Source organism: Geodermatophilus sp. CPCC 205761 (assembly GCF_051383655.1).
In the GTDB taxonomy this organism is placed as follows: domain Bacteria; phylum Actinomycetota; class Actinomycetes; order Mycobacteriales; family Geodermatophilaceae; genus Geodermatophilus.
Genome location: NZ_JALPKQ010000051.1, coordinates 12,566 through 33,127 on the forward strand (window position 1 = coordinate 12,566; position 20,562 = coordinate 33,127).

Below are 20,562 nucleotides of genomic sequence, written 5' to 3' on the forward strand. Positions count from 1 at the left end.
GGCACATGATGACCGGTCAGCGGCGTCCGGAGGGGGTTGCGCCGCGCGGCCGGGCGTCGGCGCCGCCCGGCCGCGCGTGGTGCTCAGCCCTCGTGCAGGAACCAGACGGTGCCCAGCGGCGGGGCGGCGATCGTCGCCGAGTACGGCTGGCCGTGCCACGGCTGCTCGACCGCCTCGACGCCGCCCATGTTGCCCACGCCGGAGCCGCCGTAGCCCTCGGCGTCGGTGTTGAGCACCTCCCGCCAGAAGCCCGGCCGGGGGAGGCCCACACGATAGCCCTCGTGCGGGTGGCCGGCGAAGTTGGCCACGCACGCCAGCGCCTGCCCGGTGGCGCCGGCGCGGTCGGCCCCGAAGCGGAGGAAGGACAGCACGTTGCCCGAGGCGTCGTTGGCGTCGATCCACTGGAAGCCGGCGGGGTCGACGTCCTGCGACCACAGCGCCGACAGCTCCTTGTACCGGCCGTTGAGGTCGGTCACGAGCTGCAGCACGCCGCGGTGCGCGGGGTCGTCGAGGTGCCACCAGTCCAGCGACCGGCTCTCGGCCCACTCGGAGTCCTGGGCGAACTCCGAGCCCATGAAGAGCAGCTGCTTGCCCGGGTGCGCCCACATGTAGGCCAGGTAGCTGCGCAGGTTGGCCAGCTGCTGCCACCGGTCACCCGGCATCTTCCGCAGCAGCGAGCCCTTGCCGTAGACGACCTCGTCGTGGCTGATCGGCAGCACGTAGTTCTCGGAGTAGGCGTACATCATCGAGAACGTGAGCTGCCCGTGGTGGTAGCTGCGGTACACCGGCTCCTTCGACATGTACGTCAGGGAGTCGTGCATCCACCCCATGTTCCACTTGAAGCCGAAGCCCAGGCCACCGAGGTGGGTGGGCCGGGTGACGCCCGGCCAGGCGGTCGACTCCTCGGCGATCGTCACCACGCCGGGGACCTCGCGGTAGACGGTCGCGTTCATCTCCTGCAGGAACGCCACCGCCTCGAGGTTCTCGCGGCCGCCGTGCACGTTGGGCGCCCAGTCCTCGCGGGAGTAGTCGAGGTAGAGCATCGAGGCCACCGCGTCGACGCGGACGCCGTCGATGTGGAACTCCTTGCACCAGTAGAGCGCGTTGGCGACGAGGAAGTTGCGGACCTCGGAGCGGCCGAAGTCGAAGACGTAGGTGCCCCAGTCCAGCTGCTCGCCGCGGCGCGGGTCGCCGTGCTCGTACAGCGGCGTGCCGTCGAAGCGGGCGAGCGCCCAGTCGTCCTTGGGGAAGTGCGCCGGGACCCAGTCGACGATGACCCCGATGCCGGCCTGGTGCGCCCGGTCGACCAGGTAGCGGAAGTCGTCCGGGGAGCCGTGCCGGGCGGTGGGCGCGTAGTAGCTGGTGACCTGGTAGCCCCAGGAACCACCGAAGGGGTGCTCGGCGACCGGCATGAACTCGATGTGGGTGAAGCCGGCGTCCACCACGTAGTCGACCAGCTCGTCGGCGAGCTCGCGATAGGACAGCCCCTGCCGCCACGAGCCGATGTGCACCTCGTAGACGCTCATCGGCCGCTGGTGCCAGTCGGCGCGGGCCCGGTCGGTCAGCCACTCGTCGTCGTTCCACTCGTACTGCGACTCGGTGACCACCGAGGCGTTGAGCGGGGGTACCTCGGTGGCGAACGCCATCGGGTCGGACTTCTGCCGCCACGCGCCGTCGCGGCCGAGCACGTGGAAGCGGTACTTGGTGCCGAGCTGGACGCCGGGGATGAAGATCTCCCACACGCCGGAGGCACCCAGCGACCGCATCGGGTAGGCGCGCGCCTCCCAGTAGTCGAAGTCGCCGGTCACCTTGACGCCCTGGGCGTTCGGCGCCCAGACGGCGAAGGAGACGCCCTCGACCCGGCCGCGCGGGGTGTCGTAGCGCCGGACGTGGGCGCCGAGGACGTCCCACAGGCGCTCGTGCCGGCCCTCGCGGATGAGGTGCTGGTCGATCTCGCCGACGGTGGGCAGCCAGCGGTAGGGGTCGTCGACGACGAAGGTGTCGATGCCGTCGGCGCCGTCGGCGTAGCCCACCTCCAGCCGGTAGTCGCCGGGCTGCTTCGGCAGCTGGGCCGCCCAGATCCCGCCGTCGTGCAGCTGGTGGGCGTCGTAGCGGGCGCCGTCCTCGTCGACCACGGTGACCGCGACGGCGTTGGGCCGCAGGCAGCGGACCGCCCAGCCGTCGCCGGCCGGGTGCGCGCCGAGCACGCTGTGCGGGGAGTAGGACCAGCCCTCGACGATGGCGCGCACGTCGTCGTCGCCGGCCTCGCGGGTCGATCCGTGCCGGCCGACCCCGGTGGACCCCCCGGCGGCGACCGCACCGGCCAGCGCAGGGTCGTCGGTGGCCGGCGTCCCGCCGGACACGGCTGACGCCGGTGCCGCGCCGTTCCCGGACGTGCCGCCGGCGACGAGGCCGGCGACGACGCTGCCGGCCGCGCCCGTCCCGTGCCGGATGGCGGTGTCGTGGTCGTCGGGGGCCTGCGGGGTGCTCGGCTCGGACGGCTCCGGGCTCGGTGGCTCCGGCTGCCGCGCGGGCGCGCCGCTGGGGCTGCCCGGCTTGGCGATCGGCGCGGGCGCGACCACCGGCGCCGCGGTGCCGCCCTGCTCGAGGACGACGTCCTCCTGCGCCGCCTTCTTGCGCGGCGCCCGCTTGGCCGCGGTCTTCTTGGCAGCCGGAACCTGCGCCGCCACCTCGCCCTCCACGGGGGCCGCCGCGGCCTTGGTGGCCGCGGTCTTCCGCGGGGCCGTCGTCTTCTTGGCCGCGGGGGCCTTCTTCGCCGCGGGTGCCTTCTTGGCCGCCGCCCGCTTGCGCGCCGGCGCGGCGTTGACCACCGGCTCGCCCTCGGCCGCCTGGGCCTGCGCGGTCTTCTCCTCGACGATGGCCTCCAGCTCGTCCCTGGTGGCCGGTGCGCGCTCGCCGGCGTCGATGGTCGGCTCGGCCGTGCCGGTCGCCCTGTCCTCGGTCGTCCCGTCGGGGGTCGTCATCGCGTCGCCGTCCTCTTCCGTGCTGTGGTCGGTGGTCTGGCTGCCGGTGATCGGCCGCACGTCAGTCCGCGGCGGTGAGCCGGGACAGCGACTGCAGCGGGATCATCAGCCAGTTCGGGCGGTTGCGCGCCTCGTAGACGCACTCGTAGACGGCCTTGTCCGCCTCGAGGGCCCGGAGCAGCGGCGAGTCGCCGCACGGGTCCGCGCCGCTCGCGGCCGAGTACCCGGCGCAGAACGCGTTGCGGTTGCGCTCTGCCCACTCCTGCGCGCGGTATGCGCGCTGCGGGTCCTCCGGCTGCTCGACGAGCATGTGACGTGCGGCGTAGTCGAAGCTGCGCAGCATGCCGGCCACGTCGCGCAGTGGGCTGTCCAGCTCGCGGCGGGCGGCCAGCGGGCGGGCCGGCTCACCCTCGAAGTCGAGCACGATCCAGCCGGTGGCGGTCCGCAGCACCTGCCCGAGGTGCAGGTCGCCGTGCACCCGCTGCCGGACGACGCTCTCCCCGCTGCCGGCGACGGCGGCGTAGACCGCGCGCAGGCCGTCGGCGTGCTCGGCCAGCTGCGGGACGACGGCGATCGCCGCCTCCAGCCGGCCGGTCATCTGCTCGGCGACGGTGGCGAACCAGGCCGGGTCGGCGGGCGCGGTGGGCAGCACCTTGGCCATGTCGGCGTGCACCGAGGCGGTGGCCGCGCCCAGCCGCTCGCTCTCGGCCGCGAAGTCGCCACCCACCTCGTCGGCGTGCAGGTCGCCCTCGGCGTACAGATCGCGGACGCTGGCGGTGGCCAGCCGCCATCCGTCGCTGGCGTTCGGCACGAAGGTCTGCAGCATCGCCACCGTCGCCGGCTCGGTCGCCGGGTCGGGGTCGTCGATCTCGATGTACCCGAGCAGCGGCGCGATGTGCGGGTTCTCCGTCTTGCGCAGCGCGTCGTGGACCTCGACGTCGGGGTTGAGCCCGGGCTCGAGCCGGCGGAACAGCTTGAAGATCGCCTCCTTGCCGTACACCAGCGAGGTGTTGCTCTGCTCGGTGGAGAGGATGTCGCCGGGCACGCCCTCGGGGATCGCGGCCACGCCCGCCGGGTGGAAGTGCACCGGGCCGATCGTCGAGGCGTTGACCAGGTGGATCAGCCACGGCGGGGTCGCCGCGCGGTCGCGCATGGCGTCGTAGGCGTAGTTCTCCCGGTCCTTGCCCGACACCGCCCCGATGAACGCCGAGCTCAGCTCGTCGGCCGGGTGGTCCCGCCACGACAGCGGCACGAGGTAGGTCTCGCCCGCGCCGTCGGCGTAGGAGACGCGCACGCGGTGCACCGAGAGCACCGGGTCGGCCTGGTCGAGCAGGAACCCCTCCTCGCTGACCCCGGCCCACTCCCGCCCCTTGCCGCCGAACCAGCGCTGGTGCGGCATCCAGTCGCGCAGCAGGTCGGTCAGGGCGCTCATCGGTCTCCTCCGGAGCTGGGCGGGACGTCGTCGCCGGTCCGGGTGTCGCTGCCGCCGGGGATCTCCTCGGTGGCGGTGACCACCCCCGCGGCCACCAGGGACTCCGCGACCGTGCTCGCGGCGGTGCTCTCCCACTCCTCCGGCTCCTCGGCCACCGGCGCGACCGGCTTGCTCAGCTCGAACCAGTAGAAGCCGTGGCCGGCGAGCGTGAGCATGTAGGGGAGGACGCCGATCTGCGGGAACTCCACCCGGCCGGTGAGCTCGACGGGGGTGTAGCCCTCGAACCGGCGCAGGTCCAGCTCCACCGGCTGCGGGAAGCGGGACAGGTTGTTGACGCACAGCACGACGTCGTCACCGAACTCGCGGACGAACGACAGCACCGTCGGGTTGCGCGAGCCGACCTCGTCGTAGTTGCCGAGGCCGAAGGTGGGGTGCTCCTTGCGCACCCGGATCATCTGCCGGATCCAGTGCAGCATCGAGTTGGTGTTGCGCAGCTGGGACTCGACGTTGGTGACCTGGTAGCCGTAGACGGGGTCCTGGTTGAGCGGCAGGTACATCCGCTGCGGGTCGGCCGTGGAGAAGCCGCCGTTGCGGTCCGGCGTCCACTGCATCGGGGTGCGGACGCCGTCCCGGTCACCGAGCCAGATGTTGTCGCCCATGGCGATCTCGTCGCCGTAGTAGAGGACCGGCGAGCCCGGCAGGGACAGCAGCAGCGCGGTGAACAGTTCGAGGGTGTCCATGTCGTTGTCCAGCAGGGGCGCCAGCCGCCGGCGGATGCCGATGTTGGCCTTCATGCGGGGGTCCTTGGCGTACTCACCCCACATGTAGTCGCGTTCCTCGTCGGTGACCATCTCGAGGGTCAGCTCGTCGTGGTTGCGCAGGAAGATGCCCCACTGGCAGTTGGCCGGGATGTCCGGCGTCTGCGCCATGATCTCCGAGATCGGGAAGCGCTGCTCCCGGCGCACGCCCATGAACAGGCGCGGCATGACGGGGAAGTGGAAGGCCATCTGGCACTCGTCGCCGTTCTCGCCGAAGTACTCGACGACGTCGGCCGGCCACTGGTTGGCCTCGCAGAGCAGCACCCGGTCGGGGTAGTCCGCGTCGACCACCTTGCGCACGTGCTTGAGGAACTCGTGGGTCCTCGGCAGGTTCTCGCAGTTGGTGCCCTCCTCCTCGAACAGGTAGGGGACGGCGTCGAGCCGGAACCCGTCGATGCCCAGGTCCAGCCAGAACCGCAGGGCGTCGATGATCGCCTCCTGCACCACCGGGTTCTCGAAGTTGAGGTCGGGCTGGTGGGAGAAGAACCGGTGCCAGAAGTACTGCTTGCGCACCGGGTCGAAGGTCCAGTTCGAGCTCTCGGTGTCGACGAAGATGATCCGCGCGTCGGCGTAGCGGCTGTCGTCGTCGGACCACACGTAGAAGTCGCCGTAGGGCCCGTCGGGGTCGCTGCGGCTGGCCTGGAACCAGGGGTGCTGGTCCGAGGTGTGGTTCATGACGAAGTCGATGATCACGCGGATGCCCCGCGCGTGGGCGGCGGCGAGGAACTCCTTGAAGTCCTCGATGTCGCCGAACTCGGGCAGCACCGCGGTGTAGTCGCTGACGTCGTAGCCGCCGTCGCGCAGCGGCGAGGCGAAGAACGGCGGCAACCACAGGCAGTCGACGCCGAGCCACTGCAGGTAGTCCAGCTTGTCGAGCATGCCCCGCAGGTCGCCGACGCCGTCGGCGTTGCTGTCGGCGAAGCCCCGGACGAGCACCTCGTAGAAGACGGCGCGCTTGTACCACTCGGGGTCGGTGCCGGGCGCCGGCAGCCCCGAGGCCGACGCCTCGGGGCGGTTGTCGGGGAGGTCGGGGACGGAAACGGTCATCGGCGGGGACAGACCTCGGTTCTGCGCGGGGAGCGGGTGGGGGATCAGGCCACCGGCGGCGGCACCTGCACCGGCCGGGAGTGGGTGATCGCGAAGACGTGCGCCGGCTCGCGGTAGGGGTCGAGCTCCACGTAGTTGAACTGCCCCCAGTCGTAGCTGGCACCGGTGATCTCGTCGGTGACGGTGAACCGCTCGTACCAGTCGAGCCCGAGCGCCGGCAGGTCCAGCGACGTCGTCCCGATCTGGGTGTTGTGGCCGTCCAGCGCGACGACGACGAGGACGGCGTCCTGCGACCCCGGGTCGGTCTTCGAGAAGCAGATCAGGTTCGGGTTGTCGACCGAGTGGAACCGCAGGGTCCGGAGCTGCTGCAGGGCCGGGTGGGCGCGACGGATCTCGTTGAGCCGGCGCAGGTAGGGCGCGAGGCTCCGCCCGGAGGCCTCCGCCGCCGCGAAGTCCCGCGGCCGCAGCTGGTACTTCTCGCTGTCGTGGTACTCCTCGCTGCCCGGGCGGACGGCCACGTGCTCGAAGAGCTCGTAGCCGGAGTAGACCCCCCAGGTCGGGCTCATCATGGCCGCGAGGGCGGCGCGGATCTTGAACATCGGCGGCCCGCCGAACTGCAGCGAGGCGTGCAGGATGTCCGGGGTGTTCACGAAGAAGTTCGGCCGCATGTAGTGGCTGTTGGCGGCCAGCTCCCGGCCGTAGTCCTCGAGCTCCTCGCGCCCGGTCCGCCAGGTGAAGTACGTGTAGGACTGCGTGTACCCGAGCCGCGCGAGCTGGTGCATCATCGCCGGCCGGGTGAAGGCCTCGGCGAGGAACAGCACGTCGGGATCGGTCTCCTTGACCGTCCAGATCAGCCAGTGCCAGAAGTTCAGCGGCTTGGTGTGCGGGTTGTCGACGCGGAAGACCCGCACCCCGGCGTCCATCCACACCCGGAGCACCCGCAGGCACTCGGCGTAGAGGCCCTCGGGGTCGTTGTCGAAGTTGATCGGGTAGATGTCCTGGTACTTCTTCGGCGGGTTCTCGGCGTAGGCGATCGTGCCGTCGGGCTTGGTGGTGAACCACTCCGGGTGGGACTTCACCCACGGGTGGTCGGGCGCGGCCTGCAGCGCGAAGTCCAGCGCCACCTCCATCCCGAGCTCCCGGGTGCGGGCGACGAAGGCGGTGAAGTCCTCCATGGTGCCCAGCTCGGGGTGGACGGCGTCGTGCCCGCCCTCGGCCGAGCCGATGGCCCACGGTGACCCCGGGTCGTCCGGGTCGATCTCGTAGGGGTTGCCGCCGGGGAACTGCGGCGTGTTCGGGCCCTTGCGGTTGACCGTGCCGATCGGGTGGATCGGGGGCAGGTAGACGACGTCGAAGCCCATCTCGGCGACCGCCGGCAGCCGGTCGGCCGCCGTGGCGAACGTGCCGTGGGTGGCCTTCCCGCCGACGACGGCGCCCGTGGAGCGGGGGAAGAACTCGTACCAGGAGCCGAACAGCGCCCGCTGACGGTCGACCCACACCTCGTACCGCGGCCCCGCGGTGACCAGCTCCCGCACCGGGTGCTCGTGCAGGTAGGCCTGCAGCGCCTCGGCCAGGGCCGGGGCGACCCGGGCCGTCAGCTCGCGCGAGGTGTCGCGCAGGGCGGCCGCCGCGTCGCCGGCCCGGGCCTTCCACTCCGCCTCGGCCACGGCGGCCACCCGGTCGAGCAGCCGGGCGCCCTCCTCCAGGTCGTTGGCGAGGTCCTCGGCACCCTGCCCGGCCTCCATCTTGACCTCGACCGCGTGGTGCCAGGTGGCGAGCGGGTCGCTCCACGCCTCGACCTGGAAGGACCACCGCCCCTCGCGGTCGGGCACCACGGTGGTGATCCAGCGGTCGGGCTGGTCGCCGAAGGGGGCCATCCGGCGCAGCGGCTGCGTCTCGGCGTCCTCCCCGGGCGGGGTCCAGACCACGTTGGCGGCCACGGCGTCGTGGCCCTCGCGGAAGACGGTGGCGGTGATCGGCACGTGCTCGCCCACCACGGCGCGGGCCGAGAAGGACCCGCAGGACACGACGGGGGCGACATCGGTGATGCCGAGGCGGAGGTCTGCGCGGCCAGTCATCCGGGCCACGCTATCGAGGTCGCGACGGGGGAGCACGTCGGCTGCGAGATACCCGCTGCCTCGCGCAGGCACCGGCGGAACGGGGGGATGACTGGGACGCCTGGAGGCCATGAGGCATCCTGCCGCGCCCCTGTCGGCGCCGCCCTGGCGGCGCGGGCAGACCTCGTTAGTCTCGGGCGGTGCGCGCTCTCCGCAGGTTCACCGTCCGGGCCTCGCTCCCCGAGGAGCTGATGCCGCTGTCCCAGCTGGTGACGAACCTCCGCTGGTCGTGGCACCCAGAGACCCGGGATCTGTTCGAGGCCCTCGACCCGAACCTGTGGCAGACCTGCAAGGGCGACCCGGTGAAGGTCCTCGGCGAGGTGTCGGCCGAACGGCTGTCCACCCTGGCCAGGGACCGCCGCTTCCTGCGCCGGCTGCAGGACGTCGTCGACGACCTGCAGGACTACCTGTCGGCGCCGCACTGGTACCAGTCGCTGGGGGCCGGGGCGCCCGCGTCGATCGCCTACTTCTCCGCCGAGTTCGGCATCACCGAGGTGCTGCCGCAGTACTCGGGCGGCCTCGGCATCCTCGCCGGCGACCACCTCAAGGCGGCCTCCGACCTCGGGGTGCCGCTCATCGGCGTGGGGCTGCTCTACCGCGGGGGCTACTTCGAGCAGGGCCTGTCGGCCGACGGCTGGCAGCTCGAGCACTACCCGTCGCTGGACCCGCACGGCCTGCCGGTCAAGCTGCTGCGCCAGTCCGACGGGTCCGCCGTCGTCATCACGGTGCCGCTGCCGGAGGGCCGGACCCTGCACGCGCACGTGTGGCGTGCCCAGGTGGGCCGCGTCTCGCTGCTGCTGCTCGACAGCGACATCGAGGAGAACGCGCCGGCCGAGCGCGGGGTCACCGACCGGCTCTACGGCGGCGACGAGGACCACCGGCTGCGCCAGGAGATGCTGCTCGGCATCGGCGGCGTGCGGGCGCTGCGGGCCTACTGCGGCCGGACCGGCACCCCGGCGCCGGAGGTCTTCCACGCCAACGAGGGCCACGCCGGCTTCCTCGGGATCGAGCGCATCCGGGAGCTCACCGAGTCCCACGGGCTGTCCTTCCCCGAGGCCCTGCAGGCGGTGCGCGCGGGCACGGTGTTCACCACCCACACCCCGGTGCCGGCCGGCATCGACCGGTTCCCCCGGGCGCTCATCGAGCGGTACTTCGCCGGCTTCGGCGTCCCGCTGGACCAGCTGATCCCGCTCGGCGCCGAGGACGACCCGACGAAGTTCAACATGGCGCACATGGGCCTGCGCCTGGGCCAGCGGGCCAACGGCGTCAGCCGGCTGCACGGGCACGTCAGCCGGCACATGTTCCGCTACCTGTGGCCCGGCTTCGACGAGGGCGACGTCCCGATCAGCTCCATCACCAACGGCGTGCACGCCCCCACCTGGACCGCCCGCGAGCTCGTCGAGCTCGGCACGCAGGCCAGCAGCCAGGGTGACCCGGTGGAGGTCGAGGGCGACGTGCACTTCGACGGCGTCGACCGGATCCCGGCCGGCGACCTGTGGAGCACCCGCCGGCTGCTGCGCGGGCGCCTGGTCGACGAGGTGCGCCGCCGGCTGCGGGACACCGCGCTGTCCCGGGGCGCCGCGGAGTCCGAGGTCGGGTGGACCGACACCGCCTTCGACCCCGACGTCCTCACCATCGGCTTCGCCCGCCGGGTGCCCTCGTACAAGCGGCTGACCCTCATGCTGCGCGACCCCGAGCGGCTCAAGGCGCTGCTGCTGGACCGCGACCGGCCGGTCCAGCTGGTCATCGCCGGCAAGAGCCACCCGGCCGACGACGGCGGCAAGCAGCTCATCCAGCAGATGGTGAAGTTCGCCGACGACCCCGAGGTCCGGCACCGCATCGCGTTCCTGCCCGGCTACGACATCGGCATGGCGCGCTACCTCTACTGGGGCTGCGACGTCTGGCTGAACAACCCGTTGCGGCCGCTGGAGGCCTGCGGCACCTCGGGCATGAAGGCGGCGCTCAACGGTGGCCTCAACCTCTCCATCCGCGACGGCTGGTGGGACGAGTGGTTCGACGGACAGAACGGCTGGGCCATCCCCACCGCCGACGGGGTGGCCGACGCCGACCGCCGCGACGAGATCGAGGCGCGGGCCATCTACGACCTGCTGAGCACCTCGGTGCTCCCGCGGTTCTACGAGACCGACCGCGACGGCATCCCGACCCGGTGGGTCGAGATGGTGCGGCACACGCTGCGGGAGACCGGCCCCAAGGTGCTGGCCACCCGGATGGTGCGCGACTACGTGCAGCAGCTGTACGTGCCCGCGGCCGGGTCGGCCCGCGCGATGGCCGAGGGCGGCTACACCGCCGCGCGCGGTGAGGCGACCTGGCGGTCGCACCTGCTCGACCACTGGAGCGGGGTCCGGGTCGCCCACGTCGAGGCCACAGGGGCCAGTGACACCCCGGAGATCGGCTCGAGCCTGGCGCTGCGCGCGGAGGTGGAGCTGCCCGGCCTGACGCCGGCTGAGGTGCAGGTGCAGGCGGCCTACGGCCGGGTGGACGACGCCGACGGCCTCCATGACGTGACCACGCTGCCGATGACGCACGAGCACGCCGACGGGTCCCGGCACTGGTTCACCGCGACCGTGCCGCTGGAGCGCACCGGCGCGTTCGGCTACACGGTGCGGGTGCTGCCGCACTCGCAGCACCTGGCCGACCCCGCAGAGCTGGGCGTGGTGGCCAGCGCCTGACGAGAGGACCCCGGGGCGGGGTCACGGGGAGCACAACCGTCACGCCGGTCGCACACGTCCCGGGCGCGGCGCGGGGTTCGGCGTGGCGATCGTCGCCGGTCCGCCGCGGCGTGCCTGACGTCATTACGCTGGACGCCATGCCCGACCGCTGTGAAGTTCTGCCCGGAGACTCCGTCGTCGCCCGACGGGGAGGCGGTCTGCTGTGGGTCGACGCGCCGGGGTCCCCGGCACTCGTCGCCGCCCTGCACGCCTGCCTCGGGGTCTCCGGCCCCGGCGCCGAGCGGGTGCTCGGCGCGGTCGCCGGTCAGGTCGCGGGGCTGGCCGGCAGCTCGGCGTCCTTCGCCCTGGTCCTCGTCGACACCTCGGGCGGCACGGGCACCGGCGTCGCGCTGTGGTCCGGCAAGGGCCAGCCGGCGGTCGACGGCGTCCCGGTGTCCGGCACCTCGGTCGACGGCGGCACGCTCGCCAGCGGCTTCCAGCTCGGCCAGACCCTGTACGTGGGGCCGGGCCAGCCGGTGCCCTCGATGCCCCCGGGCGTCGCCTACGACCTGGTCGAGGGCACCGTCCCCGGCTCCGGGGCGATGCTGCAGCTGGCCGCCGCGGCCCACGTCTCCTCGGCCGCCGTGCCGGAGACCGCGGCGGCGCCGTCCTCGTTCACCGCCGCGTCCGACTCCGGCTTCGGCGGCTCGTCCGGCTTCGGGGCCACGGCGGCGCCGGCCGTCGAGGAGCCGGAGAGCGGCGAGTCGACCGCCTTCTGGAAGCCCGAGCCGCCGGCCGCGCCGATCCTCCGGTTCGACGACGGCCTGGTCGTCACCGTCGACGAGGACCTCGTCCTCGGCCGGCGTCCCGACAACCACGAGCTCGTCTCGACCGGCTCGGCCCGGCCGGTGCCGATCGCCGACACCCAGAACGTGCTGTCCTCGGCCCACGCCGCGATCCAGCGCAACGGCCGCGAGGTCTCGCTGGTCGACCTCGGGTCGCTGAACGGCACCCACGTCGCCGGCCCGGAGGCCACCGAGTGGACCCAGCTCGAGCCCGGCGTCGCCCACCCGCTCTCCGACGGTGACCGCCTGCTCCTCGGCTGGACGGTCATCACCTTCGAGCAGGTCCAGGACTGAGGGAACAGGTATAGGAAGCTCTACCCACGTCAGATCCGCTCTGATGTGGGTAGAGCTTCCTATACCCGCTGGGCGGCCTCAGGGACGGCGGAGGATGCGCAGCAGCCAGACGGTGCGCGGCGGCATCTCGACCGGTCCCGGGGCGACCACGGTCGGCCGGGGCGGGGCGCCGGTCGGGTACTCCGTGGAGACCACGAACTGGTAGCCGTCCGACCAGGGCGGGCCGGGCAGGTGGACGGTCACCGGGTCGGGTCCGGCGTGCAGCTGCACGAGGTAGGAGTCGTCCACGACCGGCCGCCCGCGCTGGTCGCGGTGCCGGATGCCGCGGCCGTCGAGGTACATCCCGACGGTCTGCAGGCCGGTGTCGAACCAGTCCGCAGTGCCGAGCTGGTGCCCGGCCGGGTGGAACCAGGCGAGGTCGCGGGTGCCGCCGGTGCCCGGGATCTCGTGGCCCTCGAAGAACGCCTCCTGCCGAAGCACGGGCGCGGACCGCCGCAGCGCGACCAGCCGGGCGACGAAGGCGACGAGGTCGGTGTCGGCGGCGGCCCAGTCGATCCAGGAGATCTCGTTGTCCTGGCAGTAGGCGTTGTTGTTGCCCTGCTGCGTGCGGGCGAGCTCGTCGCCGGCGGTGAGCATCGGCACCCCGGTGGACAGCAGCAGCGTGGCCAGGTGGTTGCGGATCTGCCGGGCCCGCAGCGCCTGCACCTCCGGGTCCGCGCTGGGACCCTCGACGCCGCAGTTCCAGTTCCGGTTGTGGCCCTCGCCGTCCCGGTTGTCCTCGCCGTTCGCCTCGTTGCGCTTGCGCTGGTAGGTGACGAGGTCGGCGAGGGTGAACCCGTCGTGGGCGGTGACGAAGTTGATGCTGGCGAAGGGCCGCCGCCCGTCGGAGCGGTAGAGGTCCGAGGAGCCGGTCAGCCGGTAGGCGAGGTCCCGGATGCCGACGTGCGCGCCGGACCACACGTCGCGCACGGTGTCGCGGTACTTGCCGTTCCACTCGGTCCACAGCGGCGGGAAGTTACCCACCTGGTAGCCGCCCTCGCCGACGTCCCACGGCTCGGCGATCAGCTTCACCCGGCTGATCACCGGGTCCTGGTGGACGACGTCGAAGAACGCCGAGAGCCGGTCGACGTCGTGCATCGACCGGGCCAGGGCGGCGGCGAGGTCGAACCGGAACCCGTCGACGTGCATCTCGGTGACCCAGTAGCGCAGCGAGTCCATGAGCAGCGCCAGCACGGGCGGGCGGCGGACGTCGAGGGTGTTCCCGCACCCGGTGTAGTCGGTGTACCGGGACGGGCCGCCGCCGGCCAGCCGGTAGTAGCCGCCGTTGTCGATGCCCTTGAAGGAGAGCGTCGGCCCGGTGTGGTCGCCCTCGGCGGTGTGGTTGTAGACGACGTCGAGGATCACCTCGATCCCCGCGGCGTGCAGCGCCTTGACCATCGCCTTGAACTCGGTGACCTGCTGCCCGCCCGTGCCGGAGGCGCTGTAGGCCGCGTGCGGGGCGAAGTAGCCGAGGGTGTTGTAGCCCCAGTAGTTGGTCAGCCCGCGGTAGAGCAGGTGCGGCTCGCTGACGAAGTGGTGCACCGGCAGCAGCTCGACCGCGGTGACGCCGAGCGCCTGGAGGTGCTCGACGAAGGCGGGGTGTGCCAGGCCGGCGTACGTGCCGCGCAGGGTCGGCGGGATGTCCGGGGAGCACATGGTCGCGCCCTTGACGTGCACCTCGTAGATGACGGTGTCCGACCACGCGGTGTTGGGCGACCGGTCGCCGTCCCAGGGGAAGGGGTCGTGGACGACCACTCCGCGGGGCACGAACGGCGCCGAGTCGCGCAGGTCGGGGACCGCGGCGTCGAAGGCGGCGTCGGTGTAGCCGAACAGCGCCGGGTGCAGCTCCAGGTCGCCGTCGACGGCGCGGGTGTAGGGGTCGAGCAGCAGCTTGGACGGGTTGTACCGCAGCCCGGAACCGGGGTCGTAGCTGCCGTGCACCCGGTAGCCGTAGCGCTGGCCCGGGCCGACCCCGGGCAGCCGCCCGTGCCACACCTGGTGGGTGGTCTCCTGCAGGCGGTGGCGGTGCTCGGTGCCGTCGGCGTCGAACAGGCACAGGTCGACCGCCTGCGCGCCGGCCGACCAGAGGGCGAAGTTGGTGCCGTTCCCGTCCCAGTGGGCCCCCAGGGGTGTGGGGGAGCCGGGCCACACCTCGACGTCGTCCGGGCTGCTGCGCACGGGAGTGATCCTGCCAACACCGTCGGCCCCCGGGTGGCAGGGCGGGGTCCTCCGGCGGGTTGGTTGGATGGGGGGGTGTCCAGCGAGGCGGTCGTCGAGATGCACGGTGTGGACGTCGTCCGGGGGGAGACGTACCTGCTGCACGGCATCGAGTGGACCGTGCTGCCCGAGCAGCGGTGGGTCGTCCTCGGGCCCAACGGGGCGGGGAAGACGACGCTGCTGCAGCTGGCCGCGGCGCACCTGCACCCGACCCGCGGCACGGTGGAGCTGCTGGGGGAGACCCTCGGCGCGGTCGACGTCTTCGAGCTGCGGCCGCGGATCGGGCTGACCAGCGCCGCGCTGGCCCAGCGCATCCAGCCGGGCGAGCGCACCGGCGACGTCGTCCTCTCCGCGGGGTACGCCGTCCTCGGCCGGTGGCGGGAGCGCTACGACGTGCACGACCTCACCCGCGCGGCGGTGCTCATGCAGCAGTGGGGCGTCGCGCCGATGGCGCACCGCCCGTTCGGGACGCTGAGCGAGGGTGAGCGCAAGCGGGTGCAGATCGCCCGGGCGCTCATGCCCGACCCCGAGCTGCTGCTGCTCGACGAGCCCGGCGCCGGGCTGGACCTCGGCGGCCGGGAGGACCTGGTCAGCCGGCTGTCGGACCTCGCCCGCTACCTCTACGCCCCCGCCCAGGTGCTGGTCACCCACCACGTGGAGGAGATCCCGCCCGGCTACACGCACGCGCTGCTGATGCGCGCCGGCGGGGTGGTCGCGGCGGGGCCGGTGGAGCAGGTGCTCACCCAGGAGACGCTCTCGGAGACCTTCGGGCTGGCGCTGCACGTGCAGCGCGCCGACGGCCGGTGGACGGCCCGCCGGGCCGCCTGAAACGCCCGGCCGGCGGCCCGCGGGACGCTCCTGGCTAGGGTGCGACGACGACGACGTCCACCCGCGCTGGAGGGCCCGCATGGCAGCCCCGGAGTTCGTGACCCTGCAGGTGGCCGACGGGGTGGGGACCATCCGCCTCGACCGGCCGAAGATGAACGCGATCAACGAGCAGCTGCACATGGAGGTGCGTGCCGCGGCCCTGGAGGCCGGCGAGCGGGCCGACGTCCGTGCGGTCGTGGTCTACGGCGGGGAGCGGGTGTTCGCGGCCGGCGCCGACATCAAGGCCATGTCCCAGCTCGACGGCCGCGGCATGGTGGCCTGGGGCCGTGAGCTGACCGACTCCTTCACCGCGGTGCAGCGGATCCCCAAGCCGGTCATCGCCGCGATCACCGGCTACGCCCTGGGCGGCGGGTACGAGCTGGCGCTGTGCGCCGACTTCCGCGTCATGGGGGCCGGCGCCAAGATCGGCCAGCCGGAGATCCTGCTCGGCGTCATCCCCGGTGCCGGGGGCACGCAGCGGCTGGCCCGTCTGGTCGGCCCGGCCCGCGCCAAGGACCTCGTCTTCACCGGCCGGCACGTCGGCGCCGAGGAGGCGCTCGAGATCGGGCTGGCCGACGCCGTCGTCCCGGACGCCGACGTCGAGTCGACGGCGGTGGCCATGGCGCGCAAGTTCGCCGCCGGGCCGCCGCTCGCCCTGGCGGCCGCGAAGCGGGCGATCGACGACGGCCTGGACATGACCCTGCCGGAGGGGCTCGCGCTGGAGAGCCGGCTGTTCGCCGAGCTGTTCGACACCGAGGACCAGAAGGCCGGCATGCGGTCCTTCCTCGAGAGCGGCCCGGGGAAGGCGACCTTCACCGGCCGCTGAGCGCTGGGAGTTCCGGCGTTCACCGGATCGCCACCTGGCGGCGACGCCGCGGACCGGTCGCGCGTCCGCGCCGTCTGCCACGATCCCGGCAGCCCGCCGGTGGCGGGCCCACCACCTGGAGGAGAGACGTGCAGCGCAGCACCCTGAACGGACGTCCCACCGCGCGGACGGCGGCGGCGTTGTCGGCCGCTGCCCTGGTCCTGGCCGCCTGCGGGGGCGGGGACGGGGACGACGGCGGATCGGGCGGCGGAGGCGGCAGCAGCGACGCGGCCGCCGCGACCTCGCTGGCCGACTTCGGGGACCTCGACGCGCTGGTGGAGGCCGCGCAGGCCGAGGGCACGCTCAACGTCATCGCGCTGCCGCCGGACTGGGCGAACTACGGCGAGATGATCGACACCTTCAGCGAGAAGTACGGCATCGAGGTCGTCAGCACCCTGCCCGACGGCTCGAGCCAGGACGAGCTCAACGCGGTGACCAGCCAGCGCGGCCAGGACCGGGCGCCGGACGTCCTCGACCTCGGCACCCCGTTCCACCACCAGGCCAAGGCGCAGGACCTGCTCGCCCCCTACCAGGTGCAGACCTGGGACGAGATCCCCGAGGGCCAGAAGGACCCGGAGGGGTACTGGGTCAACGACTACGGCGGCTACATCTCGATCGGCTGCAACGCCACCGCCGTCGCCGCGTGCCCGGCGACGTTCGCCGACCTCCTCGACCCGCAGTACGCCGGCCTGGTCGCCCTCAACGGCAACCCGACCCAGGCGACGGCAGCGTTCTCCGGCGTGTGGGCGGCGTCGCTGGCCAACGGCGGCAGCCTCGACGACATCGGCCCGGGCATCGACTTCTTCCGCCAGGTCAAGGACGTCGGCAACTTCAACCCGGTCGAGATCACGCCGGCGACGATCCTCAGCGGGGAGACGCCCATCTCCATCGACTGGGACTACAACAACGCCGGGCTGACCGACGACCTCGCCGACCAGGGCGCGGAGTGGCAGGTCGCCGTCCCCGCCGACGGGCTGTTCGGCGGCTACTACAACCAGGGGATCAGCGCGTTCGCGCCGCACCCGGCCGCGGCCCGGCTGTGGCAGGAGTTCCTCTACAGCGACGAGGGCCAGAACACCTGGCTGGGCGGCGGCGCCCGCCCGGTGCGGCTGCCGGCGATGGAGGCGGCCGGCACCGCCGACGCCGACCTGCTGGCGGCGCTGCCGCCGGTGGAGGGCGCCGCCGAGTTCCCGACCGCGGAGCAGGAGACGGCCGCGCGCGACGTGGTCGCCGAGCGCTGGAACGCGGAGATGTCCGGCTGAGCGCCACGACGAGCGCGACGTCGGCGGCCCGATCGGGCGGAGCTGCTGGCCGCGCTCGGCGCCGTTCCGTTCTTCCTCTACGTGGCGCTCTTCCTGGTGCTGCCGATCGGCGTCGTGGGGGTCGAGGCCTTCCGCGCGACCGACCCGACGACGTTCGAGGAGAGCTGGTCGACCGAGAGCATCACCTCGATCACCGAGGGGGCCTACCGGCGCGCCTACGTCGGCAGCCTGCAGCTGTCCGCGATCACCGCGGTGCTCGGCGCCGCGCTCGGGCTGACCGTGGCGATCGCGGTGCTGCGGGCCCGGCGGGGCCGGCTGCTGCGCCGGCTGGTGCTCACCGCGTCGGGGGTGCTGGCCAACTTCGGCGGGGTGCCCCTGGCGTTCGCCTTCATCGCCACGATCGGCAACGCCGGCGTGGTCACCGCGCTGCTCACCGACACGCTCGGGTGGAGCGGCTTCTCGCTGTACTCGATGACCGGGCTGGCGCTGGTCTACCTGTACTTCCTGGTGCCGCTGATGGTCCTCACCATCACGCCCGCGCTGGAGGCCCTGCGGCCGCAGTGGCGGGAGGCGGCGGACAACCTCGGCGCGAGCGGCTGGCAGTACTGGCGGCACGTCGGCGGGCCGGTGCTCGCCCCGCCGGTCATCGGCGCGACCATGCTGCTGTTCGCCTCGGCCTTCGCCGCCTACGCCACCGCCCGCGCCCTGGTCGGCAGCAGCATCCCGCTGGTCACGCTGCAGATCGCCGACGCACTGTCGAGCAACGTCGTGGTGGGCGCGGAGAACCTGGGCAAGGCGCTCGCGCTCGGCATGGTCGTGCTCATCGGGCTGGTCATGGCCTTCTACGCCTGGGTGCAGCGCCGCACCCAGCGGTGGCTGTCGTGAGCCTGTCGACGGCGGGGGTGGCCGGTGCCGGCAGCGTCGCGCCCGACACCCCCGTCCGGGCCGGACGGCGCGGCTCCGGCGTCTGGCGCTGGGCCGTGCTGGCCCTGTTCGGCCTCTACTTCCTGGTGCCCGTCGCCGCGTCGCTGTGGTTCACCGTCCGCGACCGGGGCTCCGGCGGCTTCACCGCCGAGCACTACACCGGGATCCCCGGCGCGGAGGGGTTCGCCGAGACCTTCGGCCGCTCGCTCACCATCGCGGTGCTGACCGTGCTGCTGTCGCTGCTGCTCATGGTGCCGACCGTCGTCCTGGTGGACCTGCGCCTCCCCCGGCTGCGGACGACGGTGGAGCTGCTCACCCTGCTGCCGCTCGTGCTGCCGCCGATCGCGCTGGTCGTGGGCGTGCGCAGCGTGCTGGCCTGGGCACCGGACTACTTCCTCGACACCCCGCTGGCCGAGGCGTTCTTCGCCCTTCAGCGGCCGGAGCTGCCGTGGATCCTGGTCCTCGTCTACGTCGTCATGGCGCTGCCGTTCGTCTACCGCGCCCTGGACGCCGGGCTGCGCGGGACCGACCTGCGCACGCTCACCGAGGCGGCGCGCAACCTGGGCGCCTCGTGGCCGCGGGTGCTGGTCTCGGTGGTGCTGCCGGTGCTGCGGACGTCGGTGCTCACCGCGTCGTTCCTGACCCTGGCGCTCGTGCTGGGCGAGTTCACCATCGCCCAGATCCTGGGCTTCCGGACCTTCCCGACCTGGATCCTGGAGATCGCCGGCTCCCGGCCGCAGCTGTCGGTCGCGGTCTCGGTGCTCTCCCTGGGGATGACCTGGGTCCTGTTGCTGCTGATCTCCGCGCTGGACCGCCGGCGGGCGGGGGAGGAGTCCGCATGACCACCGCTCCGGCCGCCCGGGCCGTGGCGGCCCCGGCCGACCTCCGCGAGCGCCCCGGCGTCGCCGTCCGGCTCGAGGGGCTGACCCGCCGCTACGGATCGGTGCTCGCCCTCGACGGCCTGGACCTCGACGTGGGCGGGGGCGAGTTCCTCGCCCTGCTGGGGCCCTCGGGTTGCGGGAAGACGACGGCGCTGCGGGCGATCGCCGGCTTCGAGCGGCCCGACGCCGGCCGGGTGCTGCTCGACGGGCGGGACGTCACCGGCGTGCCGGCCAGCAAGCGGGACATGGGGATGGTGTTCCAGGCCTACAGCCTGTTCCCGAACCTGACCGTCGCCGACAACGTCGCCTTCGGCCTCCGGGTCCGGCGCCGGGGCAAGGCCGAGCGCACCAGGCGGGCCGCGGAGCTCCTGGAGCTGGTCGGCCTGGCCGACCGCGCGGCCCGCTATCCCCACCAGCTCTCCGGCGGTCAGCAGCAGCGGGTGGCGCTGGCGCGGGCGCTGGCCGTCGCGCCCCAGGTGCTGCTGCTCGACGAGCCGCTGTCGGCGCTCGACGCCCAGGTGCGGGTGCAGCTGCGGGAGGAGATCCGCCGCATCCAGCTGGAGCTGGGCATCACCACCGTCTTCGTCACCCACGACCAGGCCGAGGCCCTGTCGGTGGCCGACCGGGTGGGCGTGCTGCGCGCCGGCCGGCTGGAGCAGGTGGCCTCGCCCGACGAGCTCTACGAGCGGCCGGCGACGGCGTTCGTGGCGGAGTTCGTCGGGACGATGAACCGGGTGCCCGCGCGGCCGGCCGGCGGGGGAGTGGAGCTGCTCGGCGTCCGCCGGCCGGCGGCCGGGGCGGTGCCGCCGTCGGGCGCCGTCGTGGCGCTGGTCCGGCCGGAGTCGCTGACCGTGGCCGCCGACCCCGCGGGCGCCGGTCGGGTGGTCACGCGCACCTTCTCCGGCGCGACGACCCGGCTGGCGGTGGCCCTGCCCGACGGCCTCGAGCTCGCCGTGGACGTCGTCAGCGCCGGCAGCGGCGACCTCGTCCCGGGCGCCGCGGTGACGGTCACCCCGGCCGACCGCGCCGTGCTCGTCGCGCCCGCGGAGGAACCCCCGGCAGCGGCGCGCGGATCGTGACGGGGGTCACCGGAACCGGCACGGGCATCCCCGTTACCCGACGGTAACCTCCACTATCGGAGCAGGCGGGCGAGGCCCGCGACCCCAGACCCCAGCGCGGAGGTAGGTCTGACGATGAACATCGTCGTTCTTGTCAAGCAGGTGCCCGACTCCGGGAGCGAGCGGAACCTGGACCCTCAGGACAACACCGTCGCCCGGGGGAGTGCGGACAACGTCGTCAAC

At 73.1% G+C, this 20,562-nt stretch carries 13 protein-coding genes; 8 read left to right on the forward strand and 5 right to left on the reverse strand.

Features of this window, described 5'->3' with window-relative positions; all coding sequences use genetic code 11:
* Positions 1-83 precede the first annotated feature (83 nt).
* From glgB to MY526_RS22850, 4 genes are all read right to left on the reverse strand, one after another.
* Entirely contained in the window at positions 84-2,984 is a 2,901-nt protein-coding gene (gene glgB / locus MY526_RS22835; RefSeq protein ID WP_436705152.1) for a 1,4-alpha-glucan branching protein GlgB, read from the reverse strand.
* Between the two features lie 61 nt (positions 2,985-3,045).
* Complete coding sequence (locus MY526_RS22840; RefSeq protein WP_436695161.1) at positions 3,046-4,416, reverse strand: maltokinase N-terminal cap-like domain-containing protein; 1,371 nt, start codon at positions 4,414-4,416, stop codon at positions 3,046-3,048.
* Positions 4,413-6,281 (reverse strand): maltose alpha-D-glucosyltransferase, encoded by a 1,869-nt coding sequence (gene treS / locus MY526_RS22845; RefSeq protein WP_436695163.1) that lies wholly within the window; start codon positions 6,279-6,281, stop codon positions 4,413-4,415. The genes MY526_RS22840 and treS overlap by 4 nt, the downstream gene beginning before the upstream one ends.
* A gap of 44 nt (positions 6,282-6,325) precedes the next feature.
* Positions 6,326-8,359, reverse strand: a complete 2,034-nt coding sequence (locus MY526_RS22850; RefSeq protein WP_436695165.1) for an alpha-1,4-glucan--maltose-1-phosphate maltosyltransferase — start codon at positions 8,357-8,359, stop codon at positions 6,326-6,328.
* 179 nt (positions 8,360-8,538) lie between these two features.
* Here MY526_RS22850 and glgP point away from each other — a divergent pair, with 179 nt between their 5' ends.
* Positions 8,539-11,088 (forward strand): alpha-glucan family phosphorylase, encoded by a 2,550-nt coding sequence (gene glgP / locus MY526_RS22855; protein ID WP_436695167.1) that lies wholly within the window; start codon positions 8,539-8,541, stop codon positions 11,086-11,088.
* 110 nt (positions 11,089-11,198) lie between these two features.
* The gene (locus tag MY526_RS22860) at positions 11,199-12,206 is read left to right on the forward strand and encodes an FHA domain-containing protein (protein WP_436695169.1); all 1,008 of its coding nucleotides are present in this window, start codon (positions 11,199-11,201) and stop codon (positions 12,204-12,206) included.
* 78 nt (positions 12,207-12,284) lie between these two features.
* Here the strand turns inward: MY526_RS22860 and glgX are convergent, their stop codons facing one another.
* Positions 12,285-14,423 (reverse strand): glycogen debranching protein GlgX, encoded by a 2,139-nt coding sequence (glgX, locus tag MY526_RS22865; RefSeq protein ID WP_436695170.1) that lies wholly within the window; start codon positions 14,421-14,423, stop codon positions 12,285-12,287.
* Positions 14,424-14,498: 75 nt separating this feature from the next.
* On the opposite strand from glgX, the gene MY526_RS22870 reads away from it, so the two are divergent.
* The 6 genes from MY526_RS22870 (at position 14,499) to MY526_RS22895 (ending at position 20,340) form a co-directional block, all read left to right on the forward strand.
* Positions 14,499-15,290: an ABC transporter ATP-binding protein gene (locus tag MY526_RS22870; protein ID WP_436695171.1), complete on the forward strand. Its 792-nt coding sequence runs from the start codon at positions 14,499-14,501 to the stop codon at positions 15,288-15,290.
* Between the two features lie 79 nt (positions 15,291-15,369).
* The gene (locus tag MY526_RS22875; RefSeq protein ID WP_436695172.1) at positions 15,370-16,155 is read left to right on the forward strand and encodes an enoyl-CoA hydratase/isomerase family protein; all 786 of its coding nucleotides are present in this window, start codon (positions 15,370-15,372) and stop codon (positions 16,153-16,155) included.
* 128 nt (positions 16,156-16,283) lie between these two features.
* Positions 16,284-17,456: an ABC transporter substrate-binding protein gene (locus tag MY526_RS22880; protein ID WP_436705153.1), complete on the forward strand. Its 1,173-nt coding sequence runs from the start codon at positions 16,284-16,286 to the stop codon at positions 17,454-17,456.
* Between the two features lie 81 nt (positions 17,457-17,537).
* Positions 17,538-18,341 carry an ABC transporter permease gene (locus tag MY526_RS22885; RefSeq protein WP_436695174.1) on the forward strand — a complete coding sequence of 268 codons (804 nt, stop codon included), beginning with the start codon at positions 17,538-17,540 and terminating at the stop codon, positions 18,339-18,341.
* Positions 18,338-19,222 (forward strand): ABC transporter permease subunit, encoded by an 885-nt coding sequence (locus MY526_RS22890; protein WP_436705154.1) that lies wholly within the window; start codon positions 18,338-18,340, stop codon positions 19,220-19,222. The genes MY526_RS22885 and MY526_RS22890 overlap by 4 nt, the downstream gene beginning before the upstream one ends.
* Positions 19,219-20,340 carry an ABC transporter ATP-binding protein gene (locus MY526_RS22895; RefSeq protein WP_436705155.1) on the forward strand — a complete coding sequence of 374 codons (1,122 nt, stop codon included), beginning with the start codon at positions 19,219-19,221 and terminating at the stop codon, positions 20,338-20,340. The genes MY526_RS22890 and MY526_RS22895 overlap by 4 nt, the downstream gene beginning before the upstream one ends.
* The last annotated feature ends 222 nt before the right edge of the window (positions 20,341-20,562 follow it).

Coding starts and splice junctions, on each gene's coding strand:
- MY526_RS22840 (WP_436695161.1), bottom strand. CDS start 4,416: ATGAGCGCCCTGACCGACCTGCTGCGCGACTGGATGCCGCACCAGCGC.
- MY526_RS22895 (WP_436705155.1), top strand. CDS start 19,219: ATGACCACCGCTCCGGCCGCCCGGGCCGTGGCGGCCCCGGCCGACCTC.
- MY526_RS22850 (WP_436695165.1), bottom strand. CDS start 8,359: ATGACTGGCCGCGCAGACCTCCGCCTCGGCATCACCGATGTCGCCCCC.
- glgB (WP_436705152.1), bottom strand. CDS start 2,984: ATGACGACCCCCGACGGGACGACCGAGGACAGGGCGACCGGCACGGCC.
- treS (WP_436695163.1), bottom strand. CDS start 6,281: ATGACCGTTTCCGTCCCCGACCTCCCCGACAACCGCCCCGAGGCGTCG.
- MY526_RS22875 (WP_436695172.1), top strand. CDS start 15,370: ATGGCAGCCCCGGAGTTCGTGACCCTGCAGGTGGCCGACGGGGTGGGG.